Below are 24,053 nucleotides of genomic sequence, written 5' to 3'. Positions count from 1 at the left end.
TCTTTTATGAAACGCATCGCCCTTTTTCATCTGGAAACACTGATGTGGATCGACCGCCTCGGCACGTTCGCGGCGGCGGCGCAGCGGCTGAACACCACCCAGCCCGCGATTTCCGCCCGCGTGCGCGAGATCGAGGAGCAACTGGGCGTGCCGCTGTTCCAGCGCGAAGGGCGGCGCATGGTGCTGTCGGCACGGGGCCGCCGGCTGGTCCAGGCCACAGAGCCGCTGTACCACGGGCTGGAACAGGTGCTGCTGGAGGCCAGCGACTTTGCAGGAGCCACCGCCTCCGTCCGCATCGGGGCCGGAGAGATCGCGGCGGCCAGCTGCCTGCCCTCGTTCATCCAGGCGATCGAGCGCGACCGTCCGGGCGTGGCGATGGAAATCGAGATCGACCTGACGGCGCCGCTGCTGCATCAACTGCTGAACGGCACACGCGACATCGTGTTCCTGGCCGGCCCGGTCGCGAGTCCCGGAATGCGCACGGCGCCGATCGGTTCGGTCCAGCTGGTCTGGGCAGCGAACGCGGAAGTCTTGGCGGCAGGCGGCTTCAGGCAGTCTCTACCGGTATGGTCGCTGCCCGAGCACTCCCCGCTGCACGCCGTTACGCATGAGACGCTGGACGGCCACGGCATCGTCCCGCGCGCGCTCCATACCTGCAACAACGTGCGCACCCTGATAGAGATCGTCGCGAGCGGCCAGGGCGCCGCCGTCCTGCCCGAAACCATGGTGCGCGGGCACCTTGCCGCCGGCTATCTGCACGAAGTGCTGCCCCGTCCAAGCCAGCACGTCCACTTCGAGGCCGCGATCCGCACGCGCGAACGCGATCCGGTGATCCTGGACCTGTTCGAGCGCGCGGGGCGGCTGCGGATAGACGCCACGGACAGGAAGCCGCCGCGAACCTGATCGGCGCCCGGTCGACCATGTCAAACCATGTCCGCCCCCCATCGCGCCGCAACCCGGTGCGCGCCCGCTCGTTTCCCCGTCATGACCTATGTTTAATCCCGGTCATGGACCGCCCACCCCGACGGCCCGGACTGAGGATGCCTCAGAGGGAGAAAGATCATGCGCTCGATACTCGTCAACGCCGACAGCAGGCCGGGCAGCGACGCCCGCCTCGAGACCGCGCTCGCCATCGCCCGGCGGGAAAACGGCCATGTCACCGTGCTCGTCGACACCCCCGTGTCGCGCTACATCGCGATGGATCCCATGGGCGGCAGCTACGTCCTGTCCGAAGCATTGGAAAAGGCGCGCGCCACCGATGACGAGGTGGCCGATGCCGCCGAAGCCCGCCTTGCCACTTCCGGTGTCCCGTTCGAGGTGGTGCGATGCGAGGACGATCCCGTCACCGCCTTTGCCTATGCCGCGCGGCTGGCAGACCTCATCGTCGTCTCGCGCTCGGGCGGGCTGGCGGGCGATCTGGCGCTGCGGGCGCGGGCACCGGTGCTGGCGCTGGCGGATACGCCGCTTACCGTCCCCGTCGGCAGCGCCTGCATCGGTTGGGACGGCGGCGAGCAGTCTGCCGCAGCCCTGCGCGCCGCCGCGCCGCTTCTGGCGCAGTGCTCATCGGTGAAGCTGATCTGCGTGATCGACAAGGACGGCAGCTTCCCCGCCACCGACGCCCTGCGCTACCTGTCGCGCCATGGCATCAATGCCGTGCTGGAGGAACACGAACGCGGCGATTCCACGCAGGACACACTGGCGAATGCAGTGCGCGGCACCGACCTTCTGGTCATGGGCGCGTACGGCAAGAGCCGGGTGCGCGAATACCTGTTCGGCGGCGTCACCGAGTTCTTCCTGAAAGAGGAAACCGCGCCCGCGCTGCTGCTGGCGCACTGATCGTCCTCTTACGTAAAAATGGCGTCTGCTGGCTCAGGAGCAGGCGCCGTTTCGTGTATGAGCCACATCAATGATGCTCAACACGGCAAGCTATTTGCGCATCGCAACAGGCAAAGGTTTGCACAGTCGCGCATTAGGGCTGTGAGTTGCCCTATGGGGAAAGTCATACTTGAAAGGTGGTTCAGATTAAGAACTGCGGATTTCCTGACATTTCGTTCATTTACGGCCAGCTTATGCAAGCGGATGCAAGCTAGGTTGCATTTTTCACAATCCGTTTACTCATTTCGCACTTGCACAAAACCCGATTCGGGGCCATACAGACATTGCCTTTCAGGCATCCTCTCCCAAAACTTTTATGGCCCGGTCGGTAACGATCGGGCCTTTTTTCTTGCCTGAACGGGCCTGCGTTCCGTGCCGATCCAAGGGAACACCGACACGACCCGTCGGTTGGTTTGAAATCCCCGGTGTCGATACCCACTATCCTTCACCAGCCGGTCGATCAGATCGATGACCGGCACGGGATCGAAGAAGGAACACCCCGCACATGGCGGATACCGACATCAAGACCGACGACCGCACCGTCAGGCTGCAGGTCGCCGCCGCTCGTCAGGAAGAGAGCGGCCATGGCATCGCTCGCCTCTCCCGCGCCTCGCTTTCAGAGATTGGCGCGATGGAAGGCGATGTACTCGAAATTACCGGCAAGGCCGTCACGGTGGCCCGAGCCGTCCTTGCGCATGACGAGGACGAGGGCCTCAGCGTGGTGCGCCTCGACGGCCTCCAGCGCGGCAATGCCGAGGTCGGCTCCGGCGACCACGTCACCATCCGCAAGGCCGAATCGCGCCCCGCCCAGCGCGTCGTCTTCGCGCCCGCGCAGAAGGACATGCGGCTGCAGGGGCCGTCCGCCGCATTGAAGCGCAACTTCTTCCAGCGCCCGATGGTGCAGGGAGACCTTGTGGCCACCACCGGCCAGCAGCAGGTCGCGGACATCCCGCCCCAGCTGCGCCGCATGTTCAACGCGCCCGCCTATGCGCTGACGCAGATCCGCCTCAACGTCGTCTCCACCACCCCGCGCGGCATCGTCCACATCGATGAGAACACAGAGGTGGAATTGCGCGAGGTGTTCGAAGAGGCGCACGATGCGCGTGGCGACGTCAACTACGACGACGTCGGCGGCATGAGCGACACCATCCGCCAGCTGCGCGAAATGGTGGAACTGCCGCTGCGCTATCCCGAACTGTTCACCCGCCTTGGCGTCGCCCCGCCCAAGGGCGTGCTGCTCCACGGTCCGCCGGGAACCGGCAAGACGCGCCTTGCCCAGGCCGTCGCCAACGAAAGCGAGGCGCAGTTCTTCTCCATCAACGGCCCCGAGATCATGGGGTCCGGTTATGGCGAGAGCGAGAAGCACCTGCGCGAAGTGTTCGAGGAAGCGACCAAGGCCGCGCCCGCAATCATCTTCATCGACGAGATCGATTCGATCGCCCCCAAGCGCGATCAGGTCCACGGCGAAGCGGAAAAGCGCCTTGTCGCCCAGTTGCTCACCCTGATGGACGGCCTCAACAGCCGCGCGCACGTGGTGGTGATCGCCGCCACCAACCGCCCCGACGCCATCGACGAGGCCCTGCGCCGGCCCGGCCGCTTCGACCGCGAGATCGTCATCGGCGTGCCGGACGAAAAGGGCCGTCGTGAAATCCTGGGCATCCACACCCGTGGCATGCCGCTGGGCGACCGCGTGGACCTCAACGAACTGGCGCGCACCACGCACGGCTTCGTCGGCGCCGACCTTGCCGCCCTTGCGCGCGAAGCCGCGATCGAGGCGGTGCGCCGGATCATGCCCAAGCTGGATCTGGAAGCCCGCACCATCCCTGCGGAAGTGCTCGATAATCTGCAGGTCTACCGCGAGGACTTCGTCGCCGCGCTCAAGCGGGTGCAGCCCTCGGCCATGCGCGAAGTGATGGTGCAGGTGCCGAACATCGGCTGGGCCGACATCGGCGGGCTGGACGGCGCACAGCTCAAGCTGAAGGAAGGCATCGAACTGCCGCTGAAGAACCCGGAGGCGTTCCACAAGCTGGGTATCCGCCCGGCCAAGGGCTTCCTGCTCTACGGCCCTCCCGGCACCGGCAAAACCCTGCTCGCCAAGGCCGTCGCCAAGGAGGCGGAGGCGAACTTCATCTCGATCAAGTCGTCCGACCTCCTCAGCAAGTGGTACGGAGAAAGCGAACAGCAGATCGCCCGCCTCTTCGCCCGCGCACGGCAGGTGGCCCCCTGCGTCATCTTCATCGACGAGATCGACAGCCTTGTCCCCGCCCGCGGGATGGGTGGCGGCATGGGCGAACCGCAGGTCACCGCCCGCGTCGTCAACACCATCCTCGCCGAGATGGACGGCATGGAGGAACTGCAGTCGGTTGTGCTGGTCGGCGCCACCAACCGTCCCGCGCTGGTCGATCCTGCGCTTCTGCGCCCCGGCCGGTTCGACGAACTGGTCTACGTCGGCACGCCCGACGCGCCGGGCCGCGAGCACATCCTGGGCATCCACACCAGCCGCATGCCGCTGGCCGAGGACGTGCGCCTTGGCGAGATTGCCGACCGCACCGAACGCTTCACCGGTGCGGATCTCGAAGACGTCGTCCGCCGCGCCGGCCTCATCGCCATCCGCAAACGCGGCGCATCGGTAGACGCGGTGACCATGGCCGACTTCGACGAAGCCCTCGAAGACAGCCGCGCCACCGTCACCGAGGACATGGAAGCCGAATACGAGCGCATGAAAGGCGAACTGAAAAAGCGCGCCATGGAGATCAACCCCATCGGCTTCATCGCCCCAGGCATGGTCGAAAGCACTCGCGAACGGAAGCACTGAACCGGAAGGCCTGTGCTCGATATTGAAGAGAAGCCCGGTCGGTGACGGCCGGGCTTCTCTTTATCCATCAGTTAAGAGCACCCTTCCCCATGGCCTCCACCATCGAAGGTGCGGCGGCAAGTTCCATCGGGGCGACCTGCATCTGGCGGCGGCGAGCCAGCGCTGCGGGCATCTCGCGACGGATCCAGTCCATCATGCTCTCGCGGATCTCGCAGCGCAGATCGAACAGGGTCGGGCCGTCGCGCGCGCTCATCAGCAGGCGCACTTCCAGGGTCTGGTCGCGGCAGTCGGTGACCTGAAGCACTTGCGCGCGACCGTCGAACAGGCGGTGCGCCTTGATCTGGCGCGTATATTCCTCTCGGATCGGGCCAATCTCGGTCCCGTGGTCGAGGTAGAGGAACACCGTCCCCAGCAGCTGCGACGTGGTCTTGGTCCAGTTCTGGAAGGTGTCCTCCAGAAAGCGGTTCGACGGCACGACCAGGCGGCGTTCATCCCACAGGCGCACGACGACATACGTGGTGCGGATATCCTCGATCCGACCCCATTCGCCGTCGAGGATGACGACGTCGTCGATGGAGATCGGCTCCGTCATCGCCATCTGGATGCCTGCGATCAGCGCCTTAAGCGCCGGCTGGGCCGCGGCGCCGACGGCCAGTGCGGCAAGGCCCGCCGATGCCATCAGGGTGACGCCGATCTCTTTGACGCCGGGGATCGAGGCCAACATGCCGGATATGGTCAGGAAAACGATCAGGAACGTGCCGATGCGGCTGAATATGCCCAGCCGGGTGCGGCGGCGGCGGGCGTTGCGGTTGTTCTCCACCGTGATGTCGGCGCGCAGGATCATCGCCTCGATGAAGGCGCGCAGGATGGCAATGGCGACCCACCCTGTCAGCAGCGGCATGACGAAGGGAGCGAACCGTTCCCACACTGCCTCCAGCGCCGGAGCTTCCCGCGCGGCGAGCACCACGCCGATGGAGACGAAGGCCCAGCGCGTGGGCCGCTCCAGCCGGTTGACGACAAGATCGTCGGCGTCGCTGGCGCTGCGCCGGGCCACCCGCACGAGAATGCGGAACAGCACCGCATGGACCAGCAGCGCGAAGACAACGCCGATAAGTCCGGCCAGAATGGCGACCACGGGCCGCTCGGCCCAGTTCGGAAGGCCCGCGATGTGGCTCTCGATGAAGTCGATCATCCCGGATCAACGGTGCTGCAGTGCAGCAGTTTCTCTGCCGGTCGCGCGATTGGGGCAGCGCGCCGAGAAGCCGTCTGTCAACGTGCTGGGAATAAGCAGCGCCTAAGGACCGATACTTATCCCACGTGCCTGCTCAGTGCGCGGCACCCCAACTTTCGCCGAAGCCGATCTCGATGCCCAGCGGCACGTCCAGCGTCACCGCCGGCAGCGCCGCCCCAGCCATGACCCGCTCGATCACCGGGCTGGCCGCCGCCACATCCCCCTCGGGCAGTTCGAAGACGAGTTCGTCGTGCACCTGCAGCAGCATGCGGACATGGCCCAGCCCCGCCTCGGCCAGCGCCGGGTTCATCCGCGCCATGGCCCGCTTGATGATATCCGCACTGGTGCCCTGGATCGGCGCATTGATCGCGGCGCGTTCGGACCCCTGCCGCTCGGCCTGGTTCTTGGAGGCAATGCGCGGGAACCACGTCTTGCGGCCGAACAGCGTCTCCGAATAGCCCTTGGCGCGCACCCCCTCCAGCGTTTCGTGGATGTAGCGCTGGATGCCGGGGAACCGCTCGAAATAGCGGTCGATCATCGCCTGCGCCTCGTCCGCCGGCACGCCCAGCCGACCGCCAAGGCCCCAGCGGGAGATGCCGTAGAGGATCGCGAAGTTGATGGTCTTGGCCCGCCCACGCGTGTCGCGGTCCACCGTGCCGAACATTTCCATCGCCGTGCGGGCGTGAATGTCCTCTCCGGCGGCGAATGCTTCCTTGAGGCTGGGCACGTCGGCCATGTGCGCTGCAAGGCGCAGTTCGATCTGCGAATAGTCGGCGGCGAGCAGGACGTTGCCCGGCTCCGCCACGAAGCAGTGGCGGATCTGGCGGCCGATCTCGGTCCGGATCGGGATGTTCTGAAGGTTCGGGTCGGTGGAGGACAGACGCCCGGTCTGCGCGCCGACCAGGCTGTAGCTGGTGTGGACGCGGCCCGTCGCCGGGTTGATCGCCGCCTGCAGCGCCTCGGTGTAGGTTGAGCGCAGCTTGGACAGCTGACGCCATTCCAGCACCTTGGTCGCCACTTCCGCACCCTGCCCGGCCAGCCCCTCCAGCACCGACTGGTCGGTGGAATACTGGCCGCTCTTGCCCTTCTTACCGCCCTTGTAACCCAGCTTCTCGAACAGGATGTCACCCAGCTGCTTGGGGCTGCCGATGGTGAATTCCTGCCCGACGGTGGCGAAGATGTCGGCCTCCAGCGTGCCGATCGCTTCTGCGAACTGGCTGGAAAGGCCCGCCAGCTTTTCGCGGTCCACCTTGATGCCGTGGCGCTCCATCTGCGCAACGACAGGGATCAGCGGTCGATCGACGCGTTCGTAGATGCGGGTGCCGCCCTCGTACGACAGGCGCGGCTTGAGCGCGCTGTGCAGCCGCCAGGTGACGTCCGCGTCCTCGGCGGCGTACTGGGTGGCGCGATCGAGCGGGACTTCGCCGAAGGGTATTGCCTTCTTTCCGGTCCCGCAGATGTCCTTGAACGTCAGCGTGGTGTGGGAAAGGTGCCGCTGCGCCAGCTCGTCCATGCCGTGGCCGCCACCGATCCCGTCGAGTGAACGGCCCGCATCGAGGCAGAAGCTGACGATCATGGTGTCGTCGATGGGGTGCACATCTATGCCGTGGCGAGCCAGCACGTTGAGGTCGTACTTGATGTTCTGCCCCACCTTGAGCACTGCATCGCTTTCCAGCAGCGGTTTCAGCCGGGCCACGGCGACGTCGAGCGGCACCTGCTGCGGCTTTTCGGCGAACATGTCGGAACCGCCGTGGCCCAGCGGGATGTAGCAGGCCTGGTTGGCGCCCACCGCAAGGCTGATGCCCGCCAGATCGGCGCGCATCGAATCGAGCATCGAGGTCTCGGTGTCGATGGCGACGACGCGCGCGGCGGCGGCACGGGCGATCCATTCGTCCAGCTCGGCCTCGGTAGTCACGCACCGATAGGCATCGCGGTCGATCGCGGGCCATTCCGGCAGGGCCTGGCGGGCGGCGCCTTCCAGCGGGCTGGCAGCGGCGGTCGTCGCCTTGGCAGGGTGAAGCTGCGTCGCACGCTCCGGGCTGCCGTGGCCGGTGTCGAGGCGCTTCAGCAGGCTGGTGAAGCCATGCGTAGACAGGAATGCGGCCAGCGGCGCGGGCGGAATGGCGTCCAGCTTGAAGTCGTCGAGCGCCATCGGCAGGGCGCAGTCCTCCTTCAGCGTCACCAGCACCTTGGACAGGCGCGCCTGCTCGGCCTGCTCGATCAGGCGTTCCTGCAGCTTGGACTTCTTCATCGAAGGCGCGGCGGCTAGCGCCGATTCAAGGTCGCCGTAGTCCTGAATAAGCTTGGTCGCGGTCTTGGGCCCGACGCCGTAGACGCCGGGCACATTGTCCACCGCGTCGCCCATCAGCGCCAGCACGTCGCCAACCTTTTCGGGCGGCACACCGAACTTCTCGACCACTTCGGGAATGTCGATCCGCTGGTTCTTCATGGTGTCCAGCATGTCGATGCAGCCGCCCTCGTGGCCGTCATGCGGGGCCGCGCACTTGCCCACCAACTGCATCAGATCCTTGTCGGACGATACGATCGTCACGTCCCAACCCCGCCGCGTCGCTTCGCGGGCGTAGGAGGCGATAAGGTCGTCCGCCTCAAGCCCCTGCTCCTCGATGCAGGGCAGCGAGAAGGCGCGCGTCGCCTCGCGGATCAGGGGGAACTGCGGGACCAGGTCTTCGGGCGGCGGCGGGCGGTTAGCCTTGTAGTCGCTGTAGATGTCGTTGCGGAACGAGATCGAACCGGCATCGAGAATCACCGCCAGATGAGTCGGCCCGTCCGCCTTGTTCAGATCCTCGGCCAGCTTCCACAGCATCGTCGTGTAGCCGTAGACCGCGCCAACCGGCGTCCCTTCCGGGTTGGTGAGTGGCGGCAGGCGGTGATAGGCGCGGAAGATGTAGGCCGAGCCATCGACGAGATAGAGGTGCTGCTTGGAATCCATGTCGGCATGCCTAGCAGCGACAGGCGGCGCCGTCATTTCTCGATTGCGCAGGAACCGTCCCTGTCCGCAGGAGTTTTCGCCCGGCGCTTGATACGCCGCGCTGCGCCTTCTACCCACGGGCCTGAGCCCACCGAAGGAGGCTCACGCGGCGTCCGCGCCGACGGGGTAACTCGCAGAAAGAGGGATACATTTTTATGCGCAAGATCGTTTTTGCCGCCGCAGCAGCCGCTGCCGCCATGTCGCTGGCCGCCTGCTCGGAAAAGACCCAGGACGCCACCGAAGCCGCCGCATCGTCGGCCGGTGACGACATTTCCGACACCGCCACCGACGTGGGCGACGCCCTCGGCAACGCCGGGGCCAAGGCTTCCGAAGCCGCGAACGACACTGCAGACGCCGCCAAGGACGCTGCCAAGAGCGCCGAGAAGACCACCGACGACATCGCCGCCGACGCCGAGAAGGCCGCGAACGACGTCGCCAAGGAACTCGACGATCATACCGACGGCAACCCGAACACCAACTGATCGCGTTCGGATCGCCAAAACGGAAAAGGGGCCGCGAAGGCCCCTTTTTTGTGTCGTCAAGCCGATCCCATCCGTCCGTCAGTTGGACAGGGCCGTGCGAGGATAGTTCGGGCCTTCCGCCAGATAGCCATTGTAGATCGTGCGGGCGATGCTGGCGATACGGGTTTCACGGCCCGGCCGTCCGCCCTGCCCGGTGACGTAGATGGCCACGGCAAAGACGTGCCCGTCCGGCGTCTGGATGATGCCCACGTCGCTCGATGTATTGTTCAGCGAGCCGGTCTTGTGCGAAACCTTGACTTCCGCAGGCAGGCCCGCCGGGATGCGGCGGCGCCCTGTAAGGCAGCGGCTCATCGCGCCCATCAGGACATTGCGGCTGGAGGGGCTGAGCCACTTGCCCTGATAGATCCCGGCCAGCAGATGGACCATCGCCTTGGGCGTGGCGCTATCACGCTTATCGATGACGCGGGCCGGATCGATGGCACCGTCGTCCCGCACCAGCGTGGCGATGTCGCGGTCGATGTGCCAGTCGTCGATACCCGCACGTTCTACCCAGGCGTTCACCGCCTTGGGACCGCCCACGACCTTGAGCAGCGCGTCAGTGGCGTAATTGTTGGACCTTGTGATCATCAGTTCGATGAGGCGCGAGGCAGTCATGTATTCGCCCGGACGCACCGGAGCCACGGCGCTGGAGAACGGCGCAGAGCCGACCGGCACCATCAGCGGGAACTCGCTGGACAGGCTCCACTTGCCCTTGTCGACGCCTTCGAGGAAAGTTGCGGCAATGGCGATCTTGCTGGTGCTGGCCATCGGGAACCGCTGGTCGCCCAGCACGTCGACCATGCGGCCGGTGGTGAGGTCCATCGCCGCAACGCCGATGCGGCCATGCGATGCATTGGCGACAGCGGCCAATTGCTGGCCGAACGGCGAATTGTAGGTGCGAGGCCCGCGCTTCTCGGTGCCGAACAGATCATCGAAACTGTCCTGAACCTTGCCGACCTGCTCACTTGGGCGGTCCTGCGGATCGATCTGGCTGGCGTGCACCGCATGCGGCGATGCCAGCCCGGCGACCAGCGCCACAGCGGCAAGAAAGCGTCCGGCACCGTAACGGCACCGTGCGAAAAGTCGGTCTGCCCCGGTCATGCAGCCCACACCCTAATGTCGTCCATATTCCCAATCGGTTAACGCACGCGCGACGAAACGCCAGAGTCCAGCGACGAACCGCATCGGACTTGCGGCGATTTCCGAAACCCGCACTTTCCTTTCACGCAGATGAACGATGTGTTCGCGCAAGGGCAGGTAGGTTGGCCAAGTCTCTACATGACCCGGCAAAACGAAAGGGCCGGGAGATCGCTCTCCCGGCCCTTCATTGTCTGACGCTGGGTCAGGGCTTCATCAGAAGCCCATGTCGCCCATGCCGCCCATGCCGCCGGGCATCGCCGGCATTGCGGGCTTGTCTTCGGCGCGCTCGACGATACCGGCTTCGGTCGTGATGAGCAGGCCGGCGACCGACGAGGCGTCCTGCAGCGCGGTGCGCACGACCTTGGTCGGGTCGATGACGCCGGCGGCCTTCAGGTTCTCGTAGACGTCGGTGGCCGCGTTGAAGCCGATGTTTTCGTCCGACTGGTCAAGCAGCTTGCCCGCGACGACGGCGCCGTCGTTGCCGGCGTTTTCGGCGATCTGCTTCACCGGAGCGGTGATGGCGCGACGCACGATGTCGATGCCGCGGGTCTGGTCTTCGTTGGCGCCGGTCAGGCCGTCGAGAGCGCGCGTTGCGTAGAGCAGCGCGGTGCCGCCGCCGGGGACGATGCCTTCTTCAACGGCTGCGCGGGTCGCGTGCAGCGCGTCGTCGACGCGGTCCTTGCGCTCCTTCACCTCGACTTCGGTCGCACCGCCGACCTTGATGACGGCAACGCCGCCGGCCAGCTTCGCAAGGCGCTCCTGCAGCTTCTCGCGGTCGTAGTCCGAAGTGGTGACTTCGATCTGCGCACGGATCTGCTCGACGCGGCCCTTGATGTCCTCGGCGGAACCGTTGCCGTCGACGATCGTGGTGTTGTCCTTGTCGATGGTGACCTTCTTGGCCTGGCCAAGCATGCCCAGGGTCACGGTCTCAAGCTTGATGCCGAGGTCTTCGGAGATCATCTCGCCGGCGGTCAGCGTGGCGATGTCGCCCAGCATGGCCTTGCGACGGTCGCCGAAGCCCGGTGCCTTGACGGCAGCGATCTTCAGGCCGCCACGCAGCTTGTTGACGACGAGCGTGGCCAGAGCCTCACCCTCGATGTCTTCTGCGATGATGAGGAGCGGGCGGCCCGACTGGACAACCGCTTCCAGGATCGGAAGCAGCGACTGCAGCGACGACAGCTTCTTTTCGTGGATGAGGATGTACGGGTTTTCGAGTTCGACCGTCATCTTCTCGGGGTTGGTGACGAAGTAGGGCGACAGGTAGCCGCGGTCGAACTGCATGCCTTCGACGACGTCGAGTTCGAATTCGAGACCCTTGGCCTCCTCGACGGTGATGACGCCTTCCTTGCCGACCTTTTCCATGGCCTCGGCGATCTTCTCGCCTACTTCGGTGTCACCGTTGGCCGAGATCACGCCGACCTGGGCGATTTCCGAGGAACCGGCAACCGGGGTCGAACGGCTCTTGAGGTTCTCGACGACCTTGACGACAGCGAGGTCGATGCCGCGCTTCAGGTCCATCGGGTTGATGCCGGCGGCAACCGACTTCAGGCCTTCGCGAACGATCGCCTGGGCAAGAACGGTCGCGGTGGTGGTGCCGTCACCGGCCTTGTCGTTGGCCTTCGAGGCCACTTCGCGCAGCATCTGCGCGCCGAGGTTCTCGTACTTGTCCTTGAGTTCGATTTCCTTGGCGACCGAAACACCGTCCTTGGTGATGCGGGGCGCGCCGAAGCTCTTCTCGATGACGACGTTGCGGCCCTTGGGGCCCAGGGTCACCTTGACGGCATTGGCGAGGGTGTCGACACCGGCGAGGATGCGCTCGCGGGCGTCGCGGCCGAACTTTACGTCCTTGGCTGCCATTGTAGAATTCCTTCAGTAAATCAGGTTGTGGTCCGGATACTCAGGCAGATCAGCCGATCACGCCGAGGATGTCCGATTCCTTCATGATCAGCAGGTCTTCGCCGCCAACCTTGACTTCGGTGCCCGACCACTTGCCGAACAGCACGCGATCGCCGACCTTGACGTCGAGCGGGGTCACGGTACCGTTTTCAGCGCGGGCGCCGGAACCGACAGAGACGATTTCGCCTTCAGCGGGCTTTTCCTTGGCGCTGTCGGGGATGATGATGCCGCCGGCGGTCTTTTCCTCGGCTTCGACGCGGCGCACGAGAACACGGTCGTGCAGCGGGCGGAAAGTCATTGGGGTGTCTCCCTAGAATCCAACGAACAAAAATTGGGATTGGCACTCAACAAAGGAGAGTGCCAACGGCCGAGATATGGTCCGGCTCCGGGAGGTCGTCAATGGGCATACGACAGAAAAAATTCGGCGCCCGTCATCCTCGCGAACAATTGGTGCGCCGCCAAGATGATCGCTTTATGACAGCGCGCTCATGGGCCCAGAGATAGGCCCGCGATGATCTGGAACAAGGCCGAACCGGCCGCGCCAGTGCCAGCGCGCCAGCAGCAGCGCTGCGGCCACCGTCAGCCCGACGGCAAGGCCGATCCACACGCCCACGCCCTTCAGCGGCGTGAACAGGCCCAGCATCACCGACGTCGCGAACCCTGCCAGCCAATAGCCGACAATGGCGATGACGGCGGGGATGCGGGTGTCCTGTATCCCCCGCAGGACGCCCGCGGCGATGGCCTGGATACCGTCGGTCAGCTGGAAGATCGCCGCCACGAACAGGTACTGCACAGCCAGCACGACCATGCCTGCATTTACGGGGTCCGACACGTCGACATAGGCGGCGATGATTGTCCGCGGTATCGTCAGCATCGCAAGCGCGGACAGGCCGACGAAGGCGATGCCGATGGTCAGCGCCGCCCAGCCCGCATGGCCGATGGCGGCGCGGTTCCCGGCGCCGTAGTGGTAGCCAACGCGGATCGTCGCCGCCTGCCCGATGCCGAACGGCACCTGAAACGCGAAGGCGGCGATCTGCAGGGCCACGGTGTGGGCGGCCAGTTCGGTTTCTCCGACCAGCCCCATCAGGAACGCCGCGCCGGAAAACAGCCCGCCCTCCGCGATCAGCGTGGCCGAGATCGGCAGGCCCAGCCGCAGCATCTGCTGCAGGCGCTGCCACTCGGGCCGCCAGAACCTGCCGAAGATGTGGTAGCGGCGCAAGGTCCGGTCGCTGCGGATAGCGATGACATAGGCCAGCACGGTGGTCGTCGTGGTGATGGTGCTGGCCAGCGCCGAACCGGTCAGGCCCAGCGCGGGCATTCCCAGATTGCCGAAAACCAGCGCATAGTTGCCCAGTGCATTGATCAGGATCGACAGCGCGGTAATCACCGTGGCGAAGACCGGGCGCCCCAGCGCGGACACGAACGTGCGCAGCACGTTGGCAATCGCCATCGGGATCAGTGCCAGCGACACCACCCGGATGAAGTGCCCCGACAGTGCGGAAATGCGAGGGTTCTGGCCGGTCAGCAGCATGATCCGCTCACCGAAAAAACAGATCGCCACCGCCAGCATTCCCAGCCCCACAGCCAGCCACAGCGCCATGCGGACGGAGCGGCGCACTTCGCGCACCGAATTGCGCCTGCGGCCCACTTCCGCCGCGATCAGCGGGGCAACCGCGCCGGTGACGCCGTTGAGGCCCATCATGACCACCGCGATGATCGCCACGGCAAGGCTCGATGCCGCCAGCGATTCCTGCCCGAGCCGCGCCACGAAGATCACATCGACGGCGAAGACCGCCATCTGCAGCATGTTCGCCAGCGCCAGAGGCCCCGCAAGTCGCAGGGTGGCGCCCAGTTCGGCGCGAAACGGATGGTTGGTGGTGCTCTCCCGCATTTGGGGGCGCGATAGATGCTGGGCTGGCGAAGGGAAAGCAATTTTCGTCCCCTGCGCTTTGACACGGGCCTGCTGTGCTCTACCGCGGGGCGGACACAGGAAAGAGGCACCATGACCCGGACAGCGACCATCCTTGCCCTCTGCGCCGCCGCAGCGGCGGCGGGCTGCGGAGGCAATGCCCCCGACCAGCAGGCACCCTCGGCCAAGGATACGCCCAGCCAGGCCGCTCCGTCAGCCGCGATCGCGGACCCCGCGCCGATGGCCTTCGCCACCTGCCGTTCGTGCCATTCGACGCAGGCCGGGCAGAACGGCATCGGCCCGACGCTGCACGGCATCGTCGGATCGAAGGCGGGCGCGGTGGCGGGTTACGCCTTCAGCCCGGCGCTGAAGAACTCGGACATCACCTGGGATCGCCAAAGCCTGGACACCTGGCTGCAGGCGCCGATGAAGATGGTCCCCGGCACGAAGATGGTCCTCCCGGTGCGGGATGCCGACAAGCGCAAGGCCATCATCGACTATCTCGAAACGCTGAAGTAACTTACGGGAAGGGCCCCGTGCATCGCTGCACGGGGCCCCTTGTGTGGGCATCCCAGGGGACCGGGGGACGCCGCGTCGAATGCTGCCATATCAGACCTTGTGGCCGGGCGGGGGTGCCTGCTCCACCGGGGCTTGCGCCTTGGCGGGAATGGCCTGAACCGGGGCCTTGGCGGCGTCGCAGCCGTCCGAGGCAACTTCGGTCACCTTGGGCTGCGCGCCCGAACCGTTCGAGTTGTAGGACGTGGACCGCGTACAGCCATTGGCGTCGGTGCTGGATGAATAGTAGCTCACCTGCACGCCCTGCGGCAGGTTGCCGGCAACGGTATAGTTCGGCGCCGCCCCGCCCGCACCGGTCGCTACAGCGTGCTGCTGCAGCTGCGCCGCCTGCTGCTGCATGAGCGCGGCGTGCTGCATCATCGCATCCATCTGCGCGTCCATCATCGCGGAAATCTGCGCCATGTGCGCGAAGGGATCGGCGATGATCGGTACCGCGGCTGCCGGAGCCATCGCATCGGCGGGCACGAACTGAATCCGTGGGGCGACATCGCCGGTGTACTGGACATGCACGACGGAGCCGTCCGGCGCATCGACCTGCATAGTGTGAAGCTGCGTGCCGGCGGCCTGTGCCGCTCCTGCACCCAGCAAGGTCAGCACGGCGGCGCCGACCAGGTATCGTTTCGAAGGCATTCGCATTGGGGGGCTCTCCTTGCGGATCAGGATGTTCGGGACTCGACCCTTTGCCCGACCGAAGCTGCCCCCGGAAAGCTGAACGCACGATTACACGATGCGCAAACGAAAAGGGCGGCACCCTGCGGCACCGCCCTTCCCTATCAACTCGATCCCATGCCGGTTCGGCAGGGCACCGGGAAGAAGATTACTTGAGCTCGACGGTGCCGCCGGCTTCTTCGATCTTCTTCTTGATTTCTTCGGCTTCAGCCTTCGAAGCGCCTTCCTTGACGGGCTTCGGAGCGCCTTCGACGAGCGCCTTGGCTTCAGCGAGGCCCAGGCCGGTGATGGCGCGGACTTCCTTGATGACGTTGATCTTCTTGCCACCGTCGCCGGTGAGGATCACGTCGAATTCGGTCTTCTCTTCAGCAGCGGCGCCAGCGTCGCCAGCCGGGGCAGCAGCCACGGCAACAGCGGCAGCGGCGGAAACGCCCCATGCTTCTTCGAGAGCCTTGGCGAGGTCAGCGGCTTCCAGAACGGTGAGCTGCGACAGTTCTTCAACAAGCTTGGCGATATCGGCCATGATTATAACTCCTGATCTGTGGTCCACCGTGGGCCTCATGCCCGGCGGCGGAATAAATCGTAAGAAACGTTCTGCTTAAGCGAGTGCTCAGGCAGCCTTGTCGGCGTAGGCAGCGAAGACGCGCGCCAGCTTGGCCGCCGGAGCGGTCTGCAGCTGGGCGATCTTGGTCGCCGGAGCCTGAACGAGGCCGATGAGCTTGGCACGCAGTTCGTCGAGCGAGGGCATCGAGGCGAGAGCCTTGACACCGTCCGCGTTCAGAACCTGCGAACCCATCGCGCCGCCGACGATTTCGATCTTGTCGGTCGTCTTGGCGAAGTCGACGACGGCCTTTGCAGCTGCGACGGGGTCCACCGAGGTGGCGATGGCCGTCGGGCCGGTCAGGAAGTCGCCGATACCGACGTAGTCGGTGTCCGCGATGGCAAGCTTGGCAAGACGGTTCTTCGCAACCTTGTAGGTCGCACCGGCATCACGAATCTTTCCGCGCAGGGCGGTGGACTGGGCCACCGACATGCCGAGGTTGCGGGTGATGACCACCGCGCCGGCCTCGGAAAAGACTGCGTTGAGCTGGGCAACCGAATCGGCTTTCTGCGAACGATCCATGCCTTACTCCTTCACAATGGCCACGAAAGGCGAACCCCTCGTAGCCGGCTACGTATTGTCCGGGGCGCAAAAGCACCTCGGGCGAGTCCGTCGAAGGGGAAGGAGTTATCCGTGCCTTGGCACGGATGTGGCGCCACGCTTCCGAAGGAGTGCGGGCCGGGTGATTTCCTTGTCCCCGTCTAGGCTGCAGATTAAGAGGGAAACCCTCAGCAGCGGTCTTGGACGGATGACAGACGGGAATCACCCCATCAGTCGGAGCGGGCCAATGGCGGATCGCCGCTCCGAAGTCAAGCCTGCCGGCACTGAACCTGGCTGCGCGCGATGACGGCAAGGACGGTGAGGAACGCCATCGTCGGCAGCGCCCAGTGGCCGATGTGGCCCGCCGCGATCACCGCCGCCGCAAAAACCGGCAGCCCGTGCCGCCAGGGACCCTTCAGCACCAGTCGGTCGCGCACGAACCACAACGCGACCATGTAGATCGCAAGAGGCACGGCGACGGCAAGGTTGCTCGCCAGTTCAGGCGCGTGATGTCCCTGCCCTGCCGCATTGTCGATGGCAACGGCAAAGCCCGCCCCCGTCGCCGCACCGCCGGCGTAGATCAGCGCATGGGCATAGCTCCAGTTGAACGAACTGGCGAAACGCGCCTCATCCAGCGGCCCCTCCTGCGAGAAATAGAGCCACCACATCGCAAAGGTGATCGCCAGCGCCGACAGGGCAAGGATGACCAACTGTGCGGGGTGTCCGCTAGGGGCATCGGCGTACGTGAACGCAGCCGCGCTGGCGAGGAGCACTTCGCCCAGCACGATGATGACGAACAGGCTGTGCCGCTCTGCGACGTGGTGGTGGTGCCAGGGCGTCTTGCCGCGCGCCTCGGCCAGCAGCGGCACCGCCATCTCCATCAGCGCGCCCAGCATGAACAGCCCCGCCACCGTGCCAAGGCCGGTCGGCCTGAACACCAGCAGCGCCATAGTCCAGTAGAGCTGCACCACCGCGATGCCGACCGCATAACTCACCGCCGTGCCGCGATGGCGCGGGTCGCTGTGTGCTGCAATCAGCCAGAACGCCACCATGCATATCCGCATGACGATGTAGCCGACGATCACCAGCGTCAGCTGCCCGCCCGCGAAAACGCGCGGCACGCCTGCCGCCACTGCCAGTGCGCCCGCCATGATGACGCAGGTGATCAGGCGGTAGACCGGCCCGTCGTTGTCGTAGGCGGAGGCGAACCAGGTGAAGTTCATCCACGCCCACCACGTCGCGAAGAACGCCATCGCAAACGTCGCCAGCCCGGTGACCGCATGGCCCGCCGCGACGGCGTGGTGCAGCCCCTCGGCGGAACTGGCGACTGCGATCACGATGACAAGGTCGAACAGCAATTCCAGCGGGGTGGAGACGCGGTTTGGTTCATGCGGATCGCGGGCGCCGAAGGGCCGCCCTGCTTTTATGGTGGTCATGCTTGCGGTGGTCCCGGTTGGCTGGCGCGCGATTTAGGGGTGCAGGGCGCGGTCAGGCAATAGGGGCACGCGAAAGGGGCGGCTCCTGGCAGGAACCGCCCCCTCCACAGCGCCTGAGCGCCGGGCGTGACCACCGGGGTTCAGGCTTGCGTATATTCCCGCTGGCGTGCCGGGGCGACGCTTTCGGGAGTGCGGCGCGTGGGCTTGTAGGTACGGAAATCGAAGCCGCCCGTGCGACCGTTCGCTTCCTCGCTCTCGCGATGCTGCAACTGCAGGCGCGCCCGGCGCAGGCGGCCCTTGCGCGACGTGAACGGGTTGCCTTCATCCGGCGCGGCCGCAGCCATCGCATCGAGCAGTTCGTAGCGTTCCTCCGCCGTTTGCGGCAGCGGCGACGCGGCGAGAATCGCGGTGGCGGAATTGCCCGCGATCACGGAGTTGCGGCGGAAGGGCGCAGGTTCAGCGATGACCGGCGCGGCGACTTCCGTAACAGGGGCTGGCGCTGGCACCGGCTCAAGCGGGACAGCGGCATGGTCCGCCTCCTCATAAACCGGATCCCGGCGGCGGCGCATGGCAGCGATGCCCAGCCCCGCCACGCCAAGTGCGGCGAGAATGCCGGCAACCTCGGCGACGGGGAACCCGTCTCCACGATCGGTTGCAGGCGCAGGTTGCGCAGCCGTGGCAGCCGGAGCGGGATCGGCGCGAGCCGGGGCCGGCGCAGCAGGCGGCACCGAACCCTGCGCCAGCGTGCCGTCGGTAGCGGTGCCGCCGTTCTGCGCCGTCGGGACGGTTGGGCGAATGGGAGCCGGTTCAGCTCGGACCGGTTCCGGTCGCGCAGGCGCGGCGGCTTGGGTGGCAGGACGCGGAGTGGCCGGCTCACGAACCGCTTCTGCGGGCGCCGTCGGCGGGGCGACATCCGGCAGCACGACCGTCGGCGGGGCGGCAGATGTGGGCGCTGGTGCCGTTGACGTGGCTCCGGCGCTCGTCGTCGTGTCGATCGGCACGTTCATGGGCGCCGTGGCTTCGGGCGGCAGCGTCACCGTCGGCGTCGCAGGTGCAGCGGCAGCGCCTTGCTGCAGGGACTGTACGGGCGCCGTCGAAGGCTGCACGTCCTGCGCGACAGCGGGGATTGCAGAGAGCGCGAGGACGGCGGAAATCGCGGTCAGGGCGCCGGGCGAGCGGGGGACAGCAATGTTTCTCATACCGGAAACAATGCGTGCCGCATGGCCAAGGTCCGTTCGCACCTGCAAAATCCAAGGCAGGGCGAATATAAGTTTGCGACGAACCGATGCTAGCCCTGTTTAGGGTCAATTAGGCTGATTTACGCCAGATTAACAGCGGTTTTCAGCGGCACTCGTTTGACACCAGACACCCCGGCTCCTATATGGCGGCCTCGCTCGATCGCTTCGAGCAAGGCGGGTCCATGCGCGGGGACACGCCCGGGAAGGAAGCGGTCGGGATTTCATCCGACGTGGAAGGCTGCAGGCCGCATGGGTTTCCGATCCCGGAAATTCGCGTGCCTGGCGGCCTTTACTGCGTTTCCGGATGGCCTGCTTTCGGGCAGGTACCGTCACTCGCGACGACGAATTTTTACGAAGGCCGCGTCCCTTGCGACTCGGCCCTCACACGAAGAGGCAAAGACCAGCTCATGGCCACCAAGCCCATCGACACCACCCCGCTGGTGCGCACTGCGAAGAAGCGCATCCGCAAAATCTTCGGCGACATCCACGAAGTCGTCCAGATGCCCAACCTGATCGAAGTCCAGCGTGAGAGCTACGAACAGTTCCTCCGCTCCGACCCGTCGATCGGCTATGTCTCGGGCCTGGAGAAGACCCTGCGCTCGGTGTTCCCGATCCGCGACTTCGCGGGCACCAGCGAGCTGGACTTCGTTCACTACGAGCTGGAAGAACCCAAGTACGACGTGACCGAATGCCGCCAGCGCGGCATCACCTACGCCGCGCCGATGAAGGTCACGCTGCGCCTGATCGTGTTCGAGGTGGACGCCGAAACCGAAACCCGTTCGGTCCTCGATATCAAGGAGCAGGACGTCTACATGGGCGACATGCCCCTGATGACGGAGAACGGCACCTTCTTCATCAACGGCACCGAGCGCGTCATCGTGTCGCAGATGCACCGTTCGCCGGGCGTCCTGTTCGACCATGACCGCGGCAAGACCCACGCTTCGGGCAAGTACCTCTTCGCTGCCCGCGTGATCCCGTACCGCGGTTCCTGGCTCGACTTCGAATTCGACGCCAAGGACATCGTCAACGTCCGCATCGACCGCAAGCGCAAGCTGCCCGTCACCTCGCTGCTCTATGCGCTGGGCCTCGACAGCGAGCAGATCCTCCAGCACTTCTACGCCACCATGTCGTGGAAGCGCGGCACCGGCGGCTGGCAGCTGCCGTACGCCACCGAGGCTTGGCGCGGTGCGAAGCCGACCTTCGACATCGTCGATGCCAAGTCGGGCGAAGTCGTGTTCCCCGCCGGCACCAAGATCAGCCCCCGCGCCGCCAACAAGGCGCAGAAGGACGGTCTTGAGGAACTGCTGCTGCCGACCGAGGAAATCTTCGGCCGCTATTCCGCCAGGGACCTGATCGACGAGTCGACGGGCCGCATCTACATCGAAGCCGGCGACGAAGTGACGCCAGAGAACCTTGAGGCGCTCGACGCCGCGGGCTTCGACCAGATCGACCTGCTCGACATCGACGAAGTCAACACCGGTCCCTGGATTCGCAACACCATGAAGGCCGACAAGGCCGAAGGTCGCGACATGGGTCTGGAAGCGATCTACAAGGTCATGCGTCCGGGCGAACCGCCGACGAAGGAAACCGCCGAAGCCCTGTTCGACGGCCTGTTCTTCGACGCCGACCGCTACGACCTCTCGGCCGTGGGCCGCGTCAAGATGAACATGCGCCTCGGTCTCGACGCCGAGGATACCGTCACCACCCTGCGCGTCGAGGACATCCTCGCCGTGGTGAAGGAACTTGTCGGCCTGAAGGACGGCAAGGGCGAGATCGACGACATCGACAACCTCGGCAACCGCCGCGTGCGTTCGGTGGGCGAGCTGCTGGAAAACCAGTACCGCGTCGGCCTGCTGCGCATGGAGCGCGCCGTGAAGGAGCGCATGTCGTCGGTGGACGTGTCGACGGTCATGCCGAACGATCTCATCAACGCCAAGCCCGCCGTGGCGGCCGTCCGCGAGTTCTTCGGCTCCTCGCAGCTCTCGCAGTTCATGGACCAGACCAACCCGCTCTCGGAAGTCACCCACAAGCGCCGCGTTTCGGCACTTGGGCCGGGCGGTCTGACCCGTGAGCGCGCCGGCTTCGAAGTCCGCGACGTTCACCCGACCCACTACGGCCGCATCTGCCCGATCGAAACGCCGGAAGGCCCGAACATCGGTCTGATCAACTCGCTGTCGACCTTCGCCCGCGTCAACAAGTACGGCTTCATCGAAACCCCGTACCGCAAGGTGAACGACGGCAAGGTAACGAAGGACGTCGTCTACCTGTCGGCGATGGAAGAGCAGAAGCACACCGTCGCGCAGGCTTCGGCCGAACTGAACGGTGACGGCTCGTTCGTCGAGGAACTCGTCTCGGCTCGCCAGAACGGCGAATTCGTGATGAGCCCGCGCGACCAGATCACGCTGATGGACGTTTCGCCCAAGCAGCTCGTCTCGGTTGCCGCCTCGCTCATTCCGTTCCTGGAAAACGACGACGCCAACCGCGCTCTCATGGGCTCGAACATGCAGCGTCAGGCCGTGCCGCTCGTTAAGGCCGATGCGCCTTACGTCGGCACCGGCATGGAAGAGACCGTGGCCCGCGATTCGGGCGCCGCGATCTCGGCCCTGCGCGCCGGCATCGTCGACCAAGTGGACGCCACCCGTATCGTCATCCGCGCGTCGGGCGACATCGAACCCGGCAAGTCGGGCGTCGACATCTATCGCCTCCAGAAGTTCGAGCGTTCGAACCAGTCCACCTGCATCAACCAGCGTCCGCTGGTGAAGGTGGGCGAGCTGGTCGAAGCCGGCACGATCATCGCCGACGGTCCCTCGACCGAATTCGGTGAACTGGCGCTGGGCCGCAACGTGCTCGTCGCGTTCATGCCCTGGAACGGCTACAACTACGAGGACTCCATCCTCATCTCCGAACGCATCGTGAAGGACGACGTGTTCACGTCGATCCACATCGACGAGTTCGAAGTGATGGCCCGCGACACCAAGCTTGGGCCGGAAGACATCACCCGCGACATCCCGAACGTCGGCGAGGAAGCCCTGCGCAACCTCGACGAAGCGGGCATCGTCTATGTGGGCGCCGAAGTGCACCCGGGTGACATCCTCGTCGGCAAGATCACGCCGAAGGGCGAAAGCCCGATGACGCCGGAAGAAAAGCTGCTGCGCGCCATCTTCGGTGAGAAGGCTTCGGACGTTCGCGACACCTCGCTGCGCCTGCCGCCGGGCGTTTCGGGCACCATCGTCGACGTGCGCGTCTTCAACCGCCACGGCATCGAGGTCGACGACCGTACCCGCGCGATCCAGAACGAGGAAATCGAACGCCTCGCCAAGGACCGTGAGGACGAACGTGCCATCCTCAACCGCGCCACCTACAACCGTCTGAAGGACATGCTCCTCGGCCAGGTCGCGACTGCCGCGCCCAAGGGCCTCAAGAAGGGCGTCGAGATCACCGACGAGGTGCTGGACGAGGTTGAGCGTCACGAGTGGTGGAAGTTCGCGGTCGCCGACGACCACGTCCAGTCGCAGCTCGAAGCGGTCAAGACCCAGTACGACCTGACCGTCAAGGCGATCCAGGAGAAGTTCGAGGATCGCAAGGAGAAGCTGGAGCGCGGCGACGAGCTGGCTCCGGGCGTGCTCAAGATGGTCAAGGTCTTCGTTGCGGTGAAGCGCAAGCTGCAGCCGGGCGACAAGATGGCCGGCCGCCACGGCAACAAGGGTATCATCAGCCGCATCCTGCCGCTGGAAGACATGCCCTTCCTGGAAGACGGCACCCCCGTCGACTTTGTCATGAACCCGCTGGGCGTGCCTTCGCGCATGAACGTGGGCCAGATCTTCGAAACGCACCTTGGCTGGGCCGCACGCGGTCTGGGCAAGCGCATCGGCGATGCTCTGGATGCATGGCGCGTGGCCAACCCGAACCCGGTCGCAGGGCAGCCGCCCGAGGCCGTTCGTGAACTGCTCACCGAGATCTACGGCGACAACTACGCCGCAGACATCGCCGAGCGCACGGACGACCAGATCGTCGAATTCGCCGACTCCGTCCGCAAGGGCGTGCCGATGGGTTCGCCGGTGTTCGACGGCGCGGTGGAAGCGGACGTTTCGGCCATGCTGAAGCTGGCCGGGCTGGACGAATCGGGTCAGGTGGACCTGTACGACGGCCGCACCGGCGACCGCTTCGACCGCAAGGTTACGGTGGGCATGAAGTACGTGCTGAAGCTGCACCACCTTGTCGACGACAAGATCCACGCACGTTCCATCGGCCCTTACTCGCTCGTCACTCAGCAGCCGCTGGGCGGCAAGGCGCAGTTCGGTGGCCAGCGCTTCGGTGAGATGGAGGTCTGGGCGCTCCAGGCCTACGGCGCGGCGTATACCCTGCAGGAAATGCTGACGGTGAAGTCGGACGACGTGGTCGGACGCACCAAGGTCTACGAAGCGATCGTCAAGGGCGACGACACCTTCGAGGCCGGCATTCCCGAGAGCTTCAACGTGCTCGTCAAGGAAATGCGCTCGCTGGGCCTCAACGTCGAACTGACCAGCCACGACGATGCCGAGGACGACGACGGCGTGGCCCTGGCGGCGGAGTAAGGATGCGCGGGCGGGGCTTCGGCTCCGCCCTCCCCTCCACCGC

Annotated in this window: 17 protein-coding genes; 6 read left to right on the top strand and 11 right to left on the bottom strand. The window is 65.6% G+C overall.

Annotation, left to right across the window (positions count from 1 at the left end; translation table 11 throughout):
• Positions 1–6: 6 nt before the first annotated feature.
• The 3 genes from GGR40_RS14515 to GGR40_RS14505 all read left to right on the top strand — a co-directional run bounded on the left by GGR40_RS14515 (position 7) and on the right by GGR40_RS14505 (position 4,690).
• Positions 7–903, top strand: a complete 897-nt coding sequence (locus tag GGR40_RS14515) for a LysR family transcriptional regulator (protein WP_429276965.1) — start codon at positions 7–9, stop codon at positions 901–903.
• A gap of 159 nt (positions 904–1,062) precedes the next feature.
• Positions 1,063–1,836, top strand: coding sequence for a universal stress protein (locus GGR40_RS14510; RefSeq protein ID WP_429276964.1), 774 nt, complete (start codon positions 1,063–1,065; stop codon positions 1,834–1,836).
• 544 nt (positions 1,837–2,380) lie between these two features.
• The gene (locus tag GGR40_RS14505; RefSeq protein WP_429276963.1) at positions 2,381–4,690 is read left to right on the top strand and encodes a CDC48 family AAA ATPase; all 2,310 of its coding nucleotides are present in this window, start codon (positions 2,381–2,383) and stop codon (positions 4,688–4,690) included.
• A gap of 67 nt (positions 4,691–4,757) precedes the next feature.
• Here GGR40_RS14505 and GGR40_RS14500 read toward each other — a convergent pair whose 3' ends face one another.
• Positions 4,758–5,882 (bottom strand): mechanosensitive ion channel family protein, encoded by a 1,125-nt coding sequence (locus tag GGR40_RS14500; protein ID WP_429276962.1) that lies wholly within the window; start codon positions 5,880–5,882, stop codon positions 4,758–4,760.
• Between the two features lie 133 nt (positions 5,883–6,015).
• The gene (polA, locus tag GGR40_RS14495) at positions 6,016–8,871 is read right to left on the bottom strand and encodes a DNA polymerase I (RefSeq protein ID WP_429276961.1); all 2,856 of its coding nucleotides are present in this window, start codon (positions 8,869–8,871) and stop codon (positions 6,016–6,018) included.
• 194 nt (positions 8,872–9,065) lie between these two features.
• On the opposite strand from polA, the gene GGR40_RS14490 reads away from it, so the two are divergent.
• Positions 9,066–9,392: a hypothetical protein gene (locus tag GGR40_RS14490; protein WP_429276960.1), complete on the top strand. Its 327-nt coding sequence runs from the start codon at positions 9,066–9,068 to the stop codon at positions 9,390–9,392.
• Positions 9,393–9,470: 78 nt separating this feature from the next.
• Here GGR40_RS14490 and GGR40_RS14485 read toward each other — a convergent pair whose 3' ends face one another.
• The 4 genes from GGR40_RS14485 to GGR40_RS14470 all read right to left on the bottom strand — a co-directional run bounded on the left by GGR40_RS14485 (position 9,471) and on the right by GGR40_RS14470 (position 14,358).
• The gene (locus tag GGR40_RS14485; protein WP_429276959.1) at positions 9,471–10,532 is read right to left on the bottom strand and encodes a serine hydrolase; all 1,062 of its coding nucleotides are present in this window, start codon (positions 10,530–10,532) and stop codon (positions 9,471–9,473) included.
• A 252-nt stretch (positions 10,533–10,784) separates the two neighbouring features.
• Positions 10,785–12,428, bottom strand: coding sequence for a chaperonin GroEL (groL, locus tag GGR40_RS14480; RefSeq protein ID WP_429276958.1), 1,644 nt, complete (start codon positions 12,426–12,428; stop codon positions 10,785–10,787).
• 49 nt (positions 12,429–12,477) lie between these two features.
• Complete coding sequence (gene groES / locus GGR40_RS14475; protein ID WP_429276957.1) at positions 12,478–12,765, bottom strand: co-chaperone GroES; 288 nt, start codon at positions 12,763–12,765, stop codon at positions 12,478–12,480.
• 174 nt (positions 12,766–12,939) lie between these two features.
• Positions 12,940–14,358, bottom strand: a complete 1,419-nt coding sequence (locus GGR40_RS14470) for an MATE family efflux transporter (RefSeq protein ID WP_429276956.1) — start codon at positions 14,356–14,358, stop codon at positions 12,940–12,942.
• 111 nt (positions 14,359–14,469) lie between these two features.
• Here GGR40_RS14470 and GGR40_RS14465 point away from each other — a divergent pair, with 111 nt between their 5' ends.
• A complete protein-coding gene (locus tag GGR40_RS14465; protein WP_429276955.1) occupies positions 14,470–14,895 on the top strand; it encodes a c-type cytochrome in 426 nt (141 codons plus the stop codon).
• A gap of 90 nt (positions 14,896–14,985) precedes the next feature.
• On the opposite strand, the gene GGR40_RS14460 is transcribed toward GGR40_RS14465, so the two are convergent.
• The 5 genes from GGR40_RS14460 to GGR40_RS14440 all read right to left on the bottom strand — a co-directional run bounded on the left by GGR40_RS14460 (position 14,986) and on the right by GGR40_RS14440 (position 19,397).
• Positions 14,986–15,588 (bottom strand): hypothetical protein, encoded by a 603-nt coding sequence (locus GGR40_RS14460; RefSeq protein WP_429276954.1) that lies wholly within the window; start codon positions 15,586–15,588, stop codon positions 14,986–14,988.
• Between the two features lie 181 nt (positions 15,589–15,769).
• The gene (rplL, locus tag GGR40_RS14455) at positions 15,770–16,144 is read right to left on the bottom strand and encodes a 50S ribosomal protein L7/L12 (protein ID WP_429276953.1); all 375 of its coding nucleotides are present in this window, start codon (positions 16,142–16,144) and stop codon (positions 15,770–15,772) included.
• A gap of 87 nt (positions 16,145–16,231) precedes the next feature.
• The gene (gene rplJ, locus GGR40_RS14450; protein WP_429276952.1) at positions 16,232–16,744 is read right to left on the bottom strand and encodes a 50S ribosomal protein L10; all 513 of its coding nucleotides are present in this window, start codon (positions 16,742–16,744) and stop codon (positions 16,232–16,234) included.
• A 287-nt stretch (positions 16,745–17,031) separates the two neighbouring features.
• A complete protein-coding gene (locus GGR40_RS14445) occupies positions 17,032–18,198 on the bottom strand; it encodes a low temperature requirement protein A (protein WP_429276951.1) in 1,167 nt (388 codons plus the stop codon).
• A gap of 140 nt (positions 18,199–18,338) precedes the next feature.
• Complete coding sequence (locus GGR40_RS14440; protein ID WP_429276950.1) at positions 18,339–19,397, bottom strand: hypothetical protein; 1,059 nt, start codon at positions 19,395–19,397, stop codon at positions 18,339–18,341.
• Positions 19,398–19,843: 446 nt separating this feature from the next.
• Between GGR40_RS14440 and rpoB the strand changes: the two genes are divergently transcribed.
• Positions 19,844–24,010 (top strand): DNA-directed RNA polymerase subunit beta, encoded by a 4,167-nt coding sequence (gene rpoB, locus GGR40_RS14435; RefSeq protein WP_429276949.1) that lies wholly within the window; start codon positions 19,844–19,846, stop codon positions 24,008–24,010.
• The last annotated feature ends 43 nt before the right edge of the window (positions 24,011–24,053 follow it).

It is taken from the genome of Novosphingobium gossypii (genome assembly GCF_050433305.1).
Taxonomy (GTDB): Bacteria; Pseudomonadota; Alphaproteobacteria; order Sphingomonadales; family Sphingomonadaceae; genus Novosphingobium; species Novosphingobium gossypii.
Note: the sequence above shows the minus strand (reverse complement) of the source record. Positions and strands in the feature narration are given on the sequence as shown.

Bases quoted from the DNA above. Each gene is read 5' to 3' on its own strand.
- GGR40_RS14515 (WP_429276965.1), top strand. From the start codon at position 7: ATGAAACGCATCGCCCTTTTTCATCTGGAAACACTGATGTGGATCGAC.
- GGR40_RS14510 (WP_429276964.1), top strand. From the start codon at position 1,063: ATGCGCTCGATACTCGTCAACGCCGACAGCAGGCCGGGCAGCGACGCC.
- GGR40_RS14505 (WP_429276963.1), top strand. From the start codon at position 2,381: ATGGCGGATACCGACATCAAGACCGACGACCGCACCGTCAGGCTGCAG.
- GGR40_RS14500 (WP_429276962.1), bottom strand. From the start codon at position 5,882: ATGATCGACTTCATCGAGAGCCACATCGCGGGCCTTCCGAACTGGGCC.
- polA (WP_429276961.1), bottom strand. From the start codon at position 8,871: ATGGATTCCAAGCAGCACCTCTATCTCGTCGATGGCTCGGCCTACATC.
- GGR40_RS14490 (WP_429276960.1), top strand. From the start codon at position 9,066: ATGCGCAAGATCGTTTTTGCCGCCGCAGCAGCCGCTGCCGCCATGTCG.
- GGR40_RS14485 (WP_429276959.1), bottom strand. From the start codon at position 10,532: ATGACCGGGGCAGACCGACTTTTCGCACGGTGCCGTTACGGTGCCGGA.
- groL (WP_429276958.1), bottom strand. From the start codon at position 12,428: ATGGCAGCCAAGGACGTAAAGTTCGGCCGCGACGCCCGCGAGCGCATC.
- groES (WP_429276957.1), bottom strand. From the start codon at position 12,765: ATGACTTTCCGCCCGCTGCACGACCGTGTTCTCGTGCGCCGCGTCGAA.
- GGR40_RS14470 (WP_429276956.1), bottom strand. From the start codon at position 14,358: ATGCGGGAGAGCACCACCAACCATCCGTTTCGCGCCGAACTGGGCGCC.
- GGR40_RS14465 (WP_429276955.1), top strand. From the start codon at position 14,470: ATGACCCGGACAGCGACCATCCTTGCCCTCTGCGCCGCCGCAGCGGCG.
- GGR40_RS14460 (WP_429276954.1), bottom strand. From the start codon at position 15,588: ATGCGAATGCCTTCGAAACGATACCTGGTCGGCGCCGCCGTGCTGACC.
- rplL (WP_429276953.1), bottom strand. From the start codon at position 16,144: ATGGCCGATATCGCCAAGCTTGTTGAAGAACTGTCGCAGCTCACCGTT.
- rplJ (WP_429276952.1), bottom strand. From the start codon at position 16,744: ATGGATCGTTCGCAGAAAGCCGATTCGGTTGCCCAGCTCAACGCAGTC.
- GGR40_RS14445 (WP_429276951.1), bottom strand. From the start codon at position 18,198: ATGACCACCATAAAAGCAGGGCGGCCCTTCGGCGCCCGCGATCCGCAT.
- GGR40_RS14440 (WP_429276950.1), bottom strand. From the start codon at position 19,397: ATGAGAAACATTGCTGTCCCCCGCTCGCCCGGCGCCCTGACCGCGATT.
- rpoB (WP_429276949.1), top strand. From the start codon at position 19,844: ATGGCCACCAAGCCCATCGACACCACCCCGCTGGTGCGCACTGCGAAG.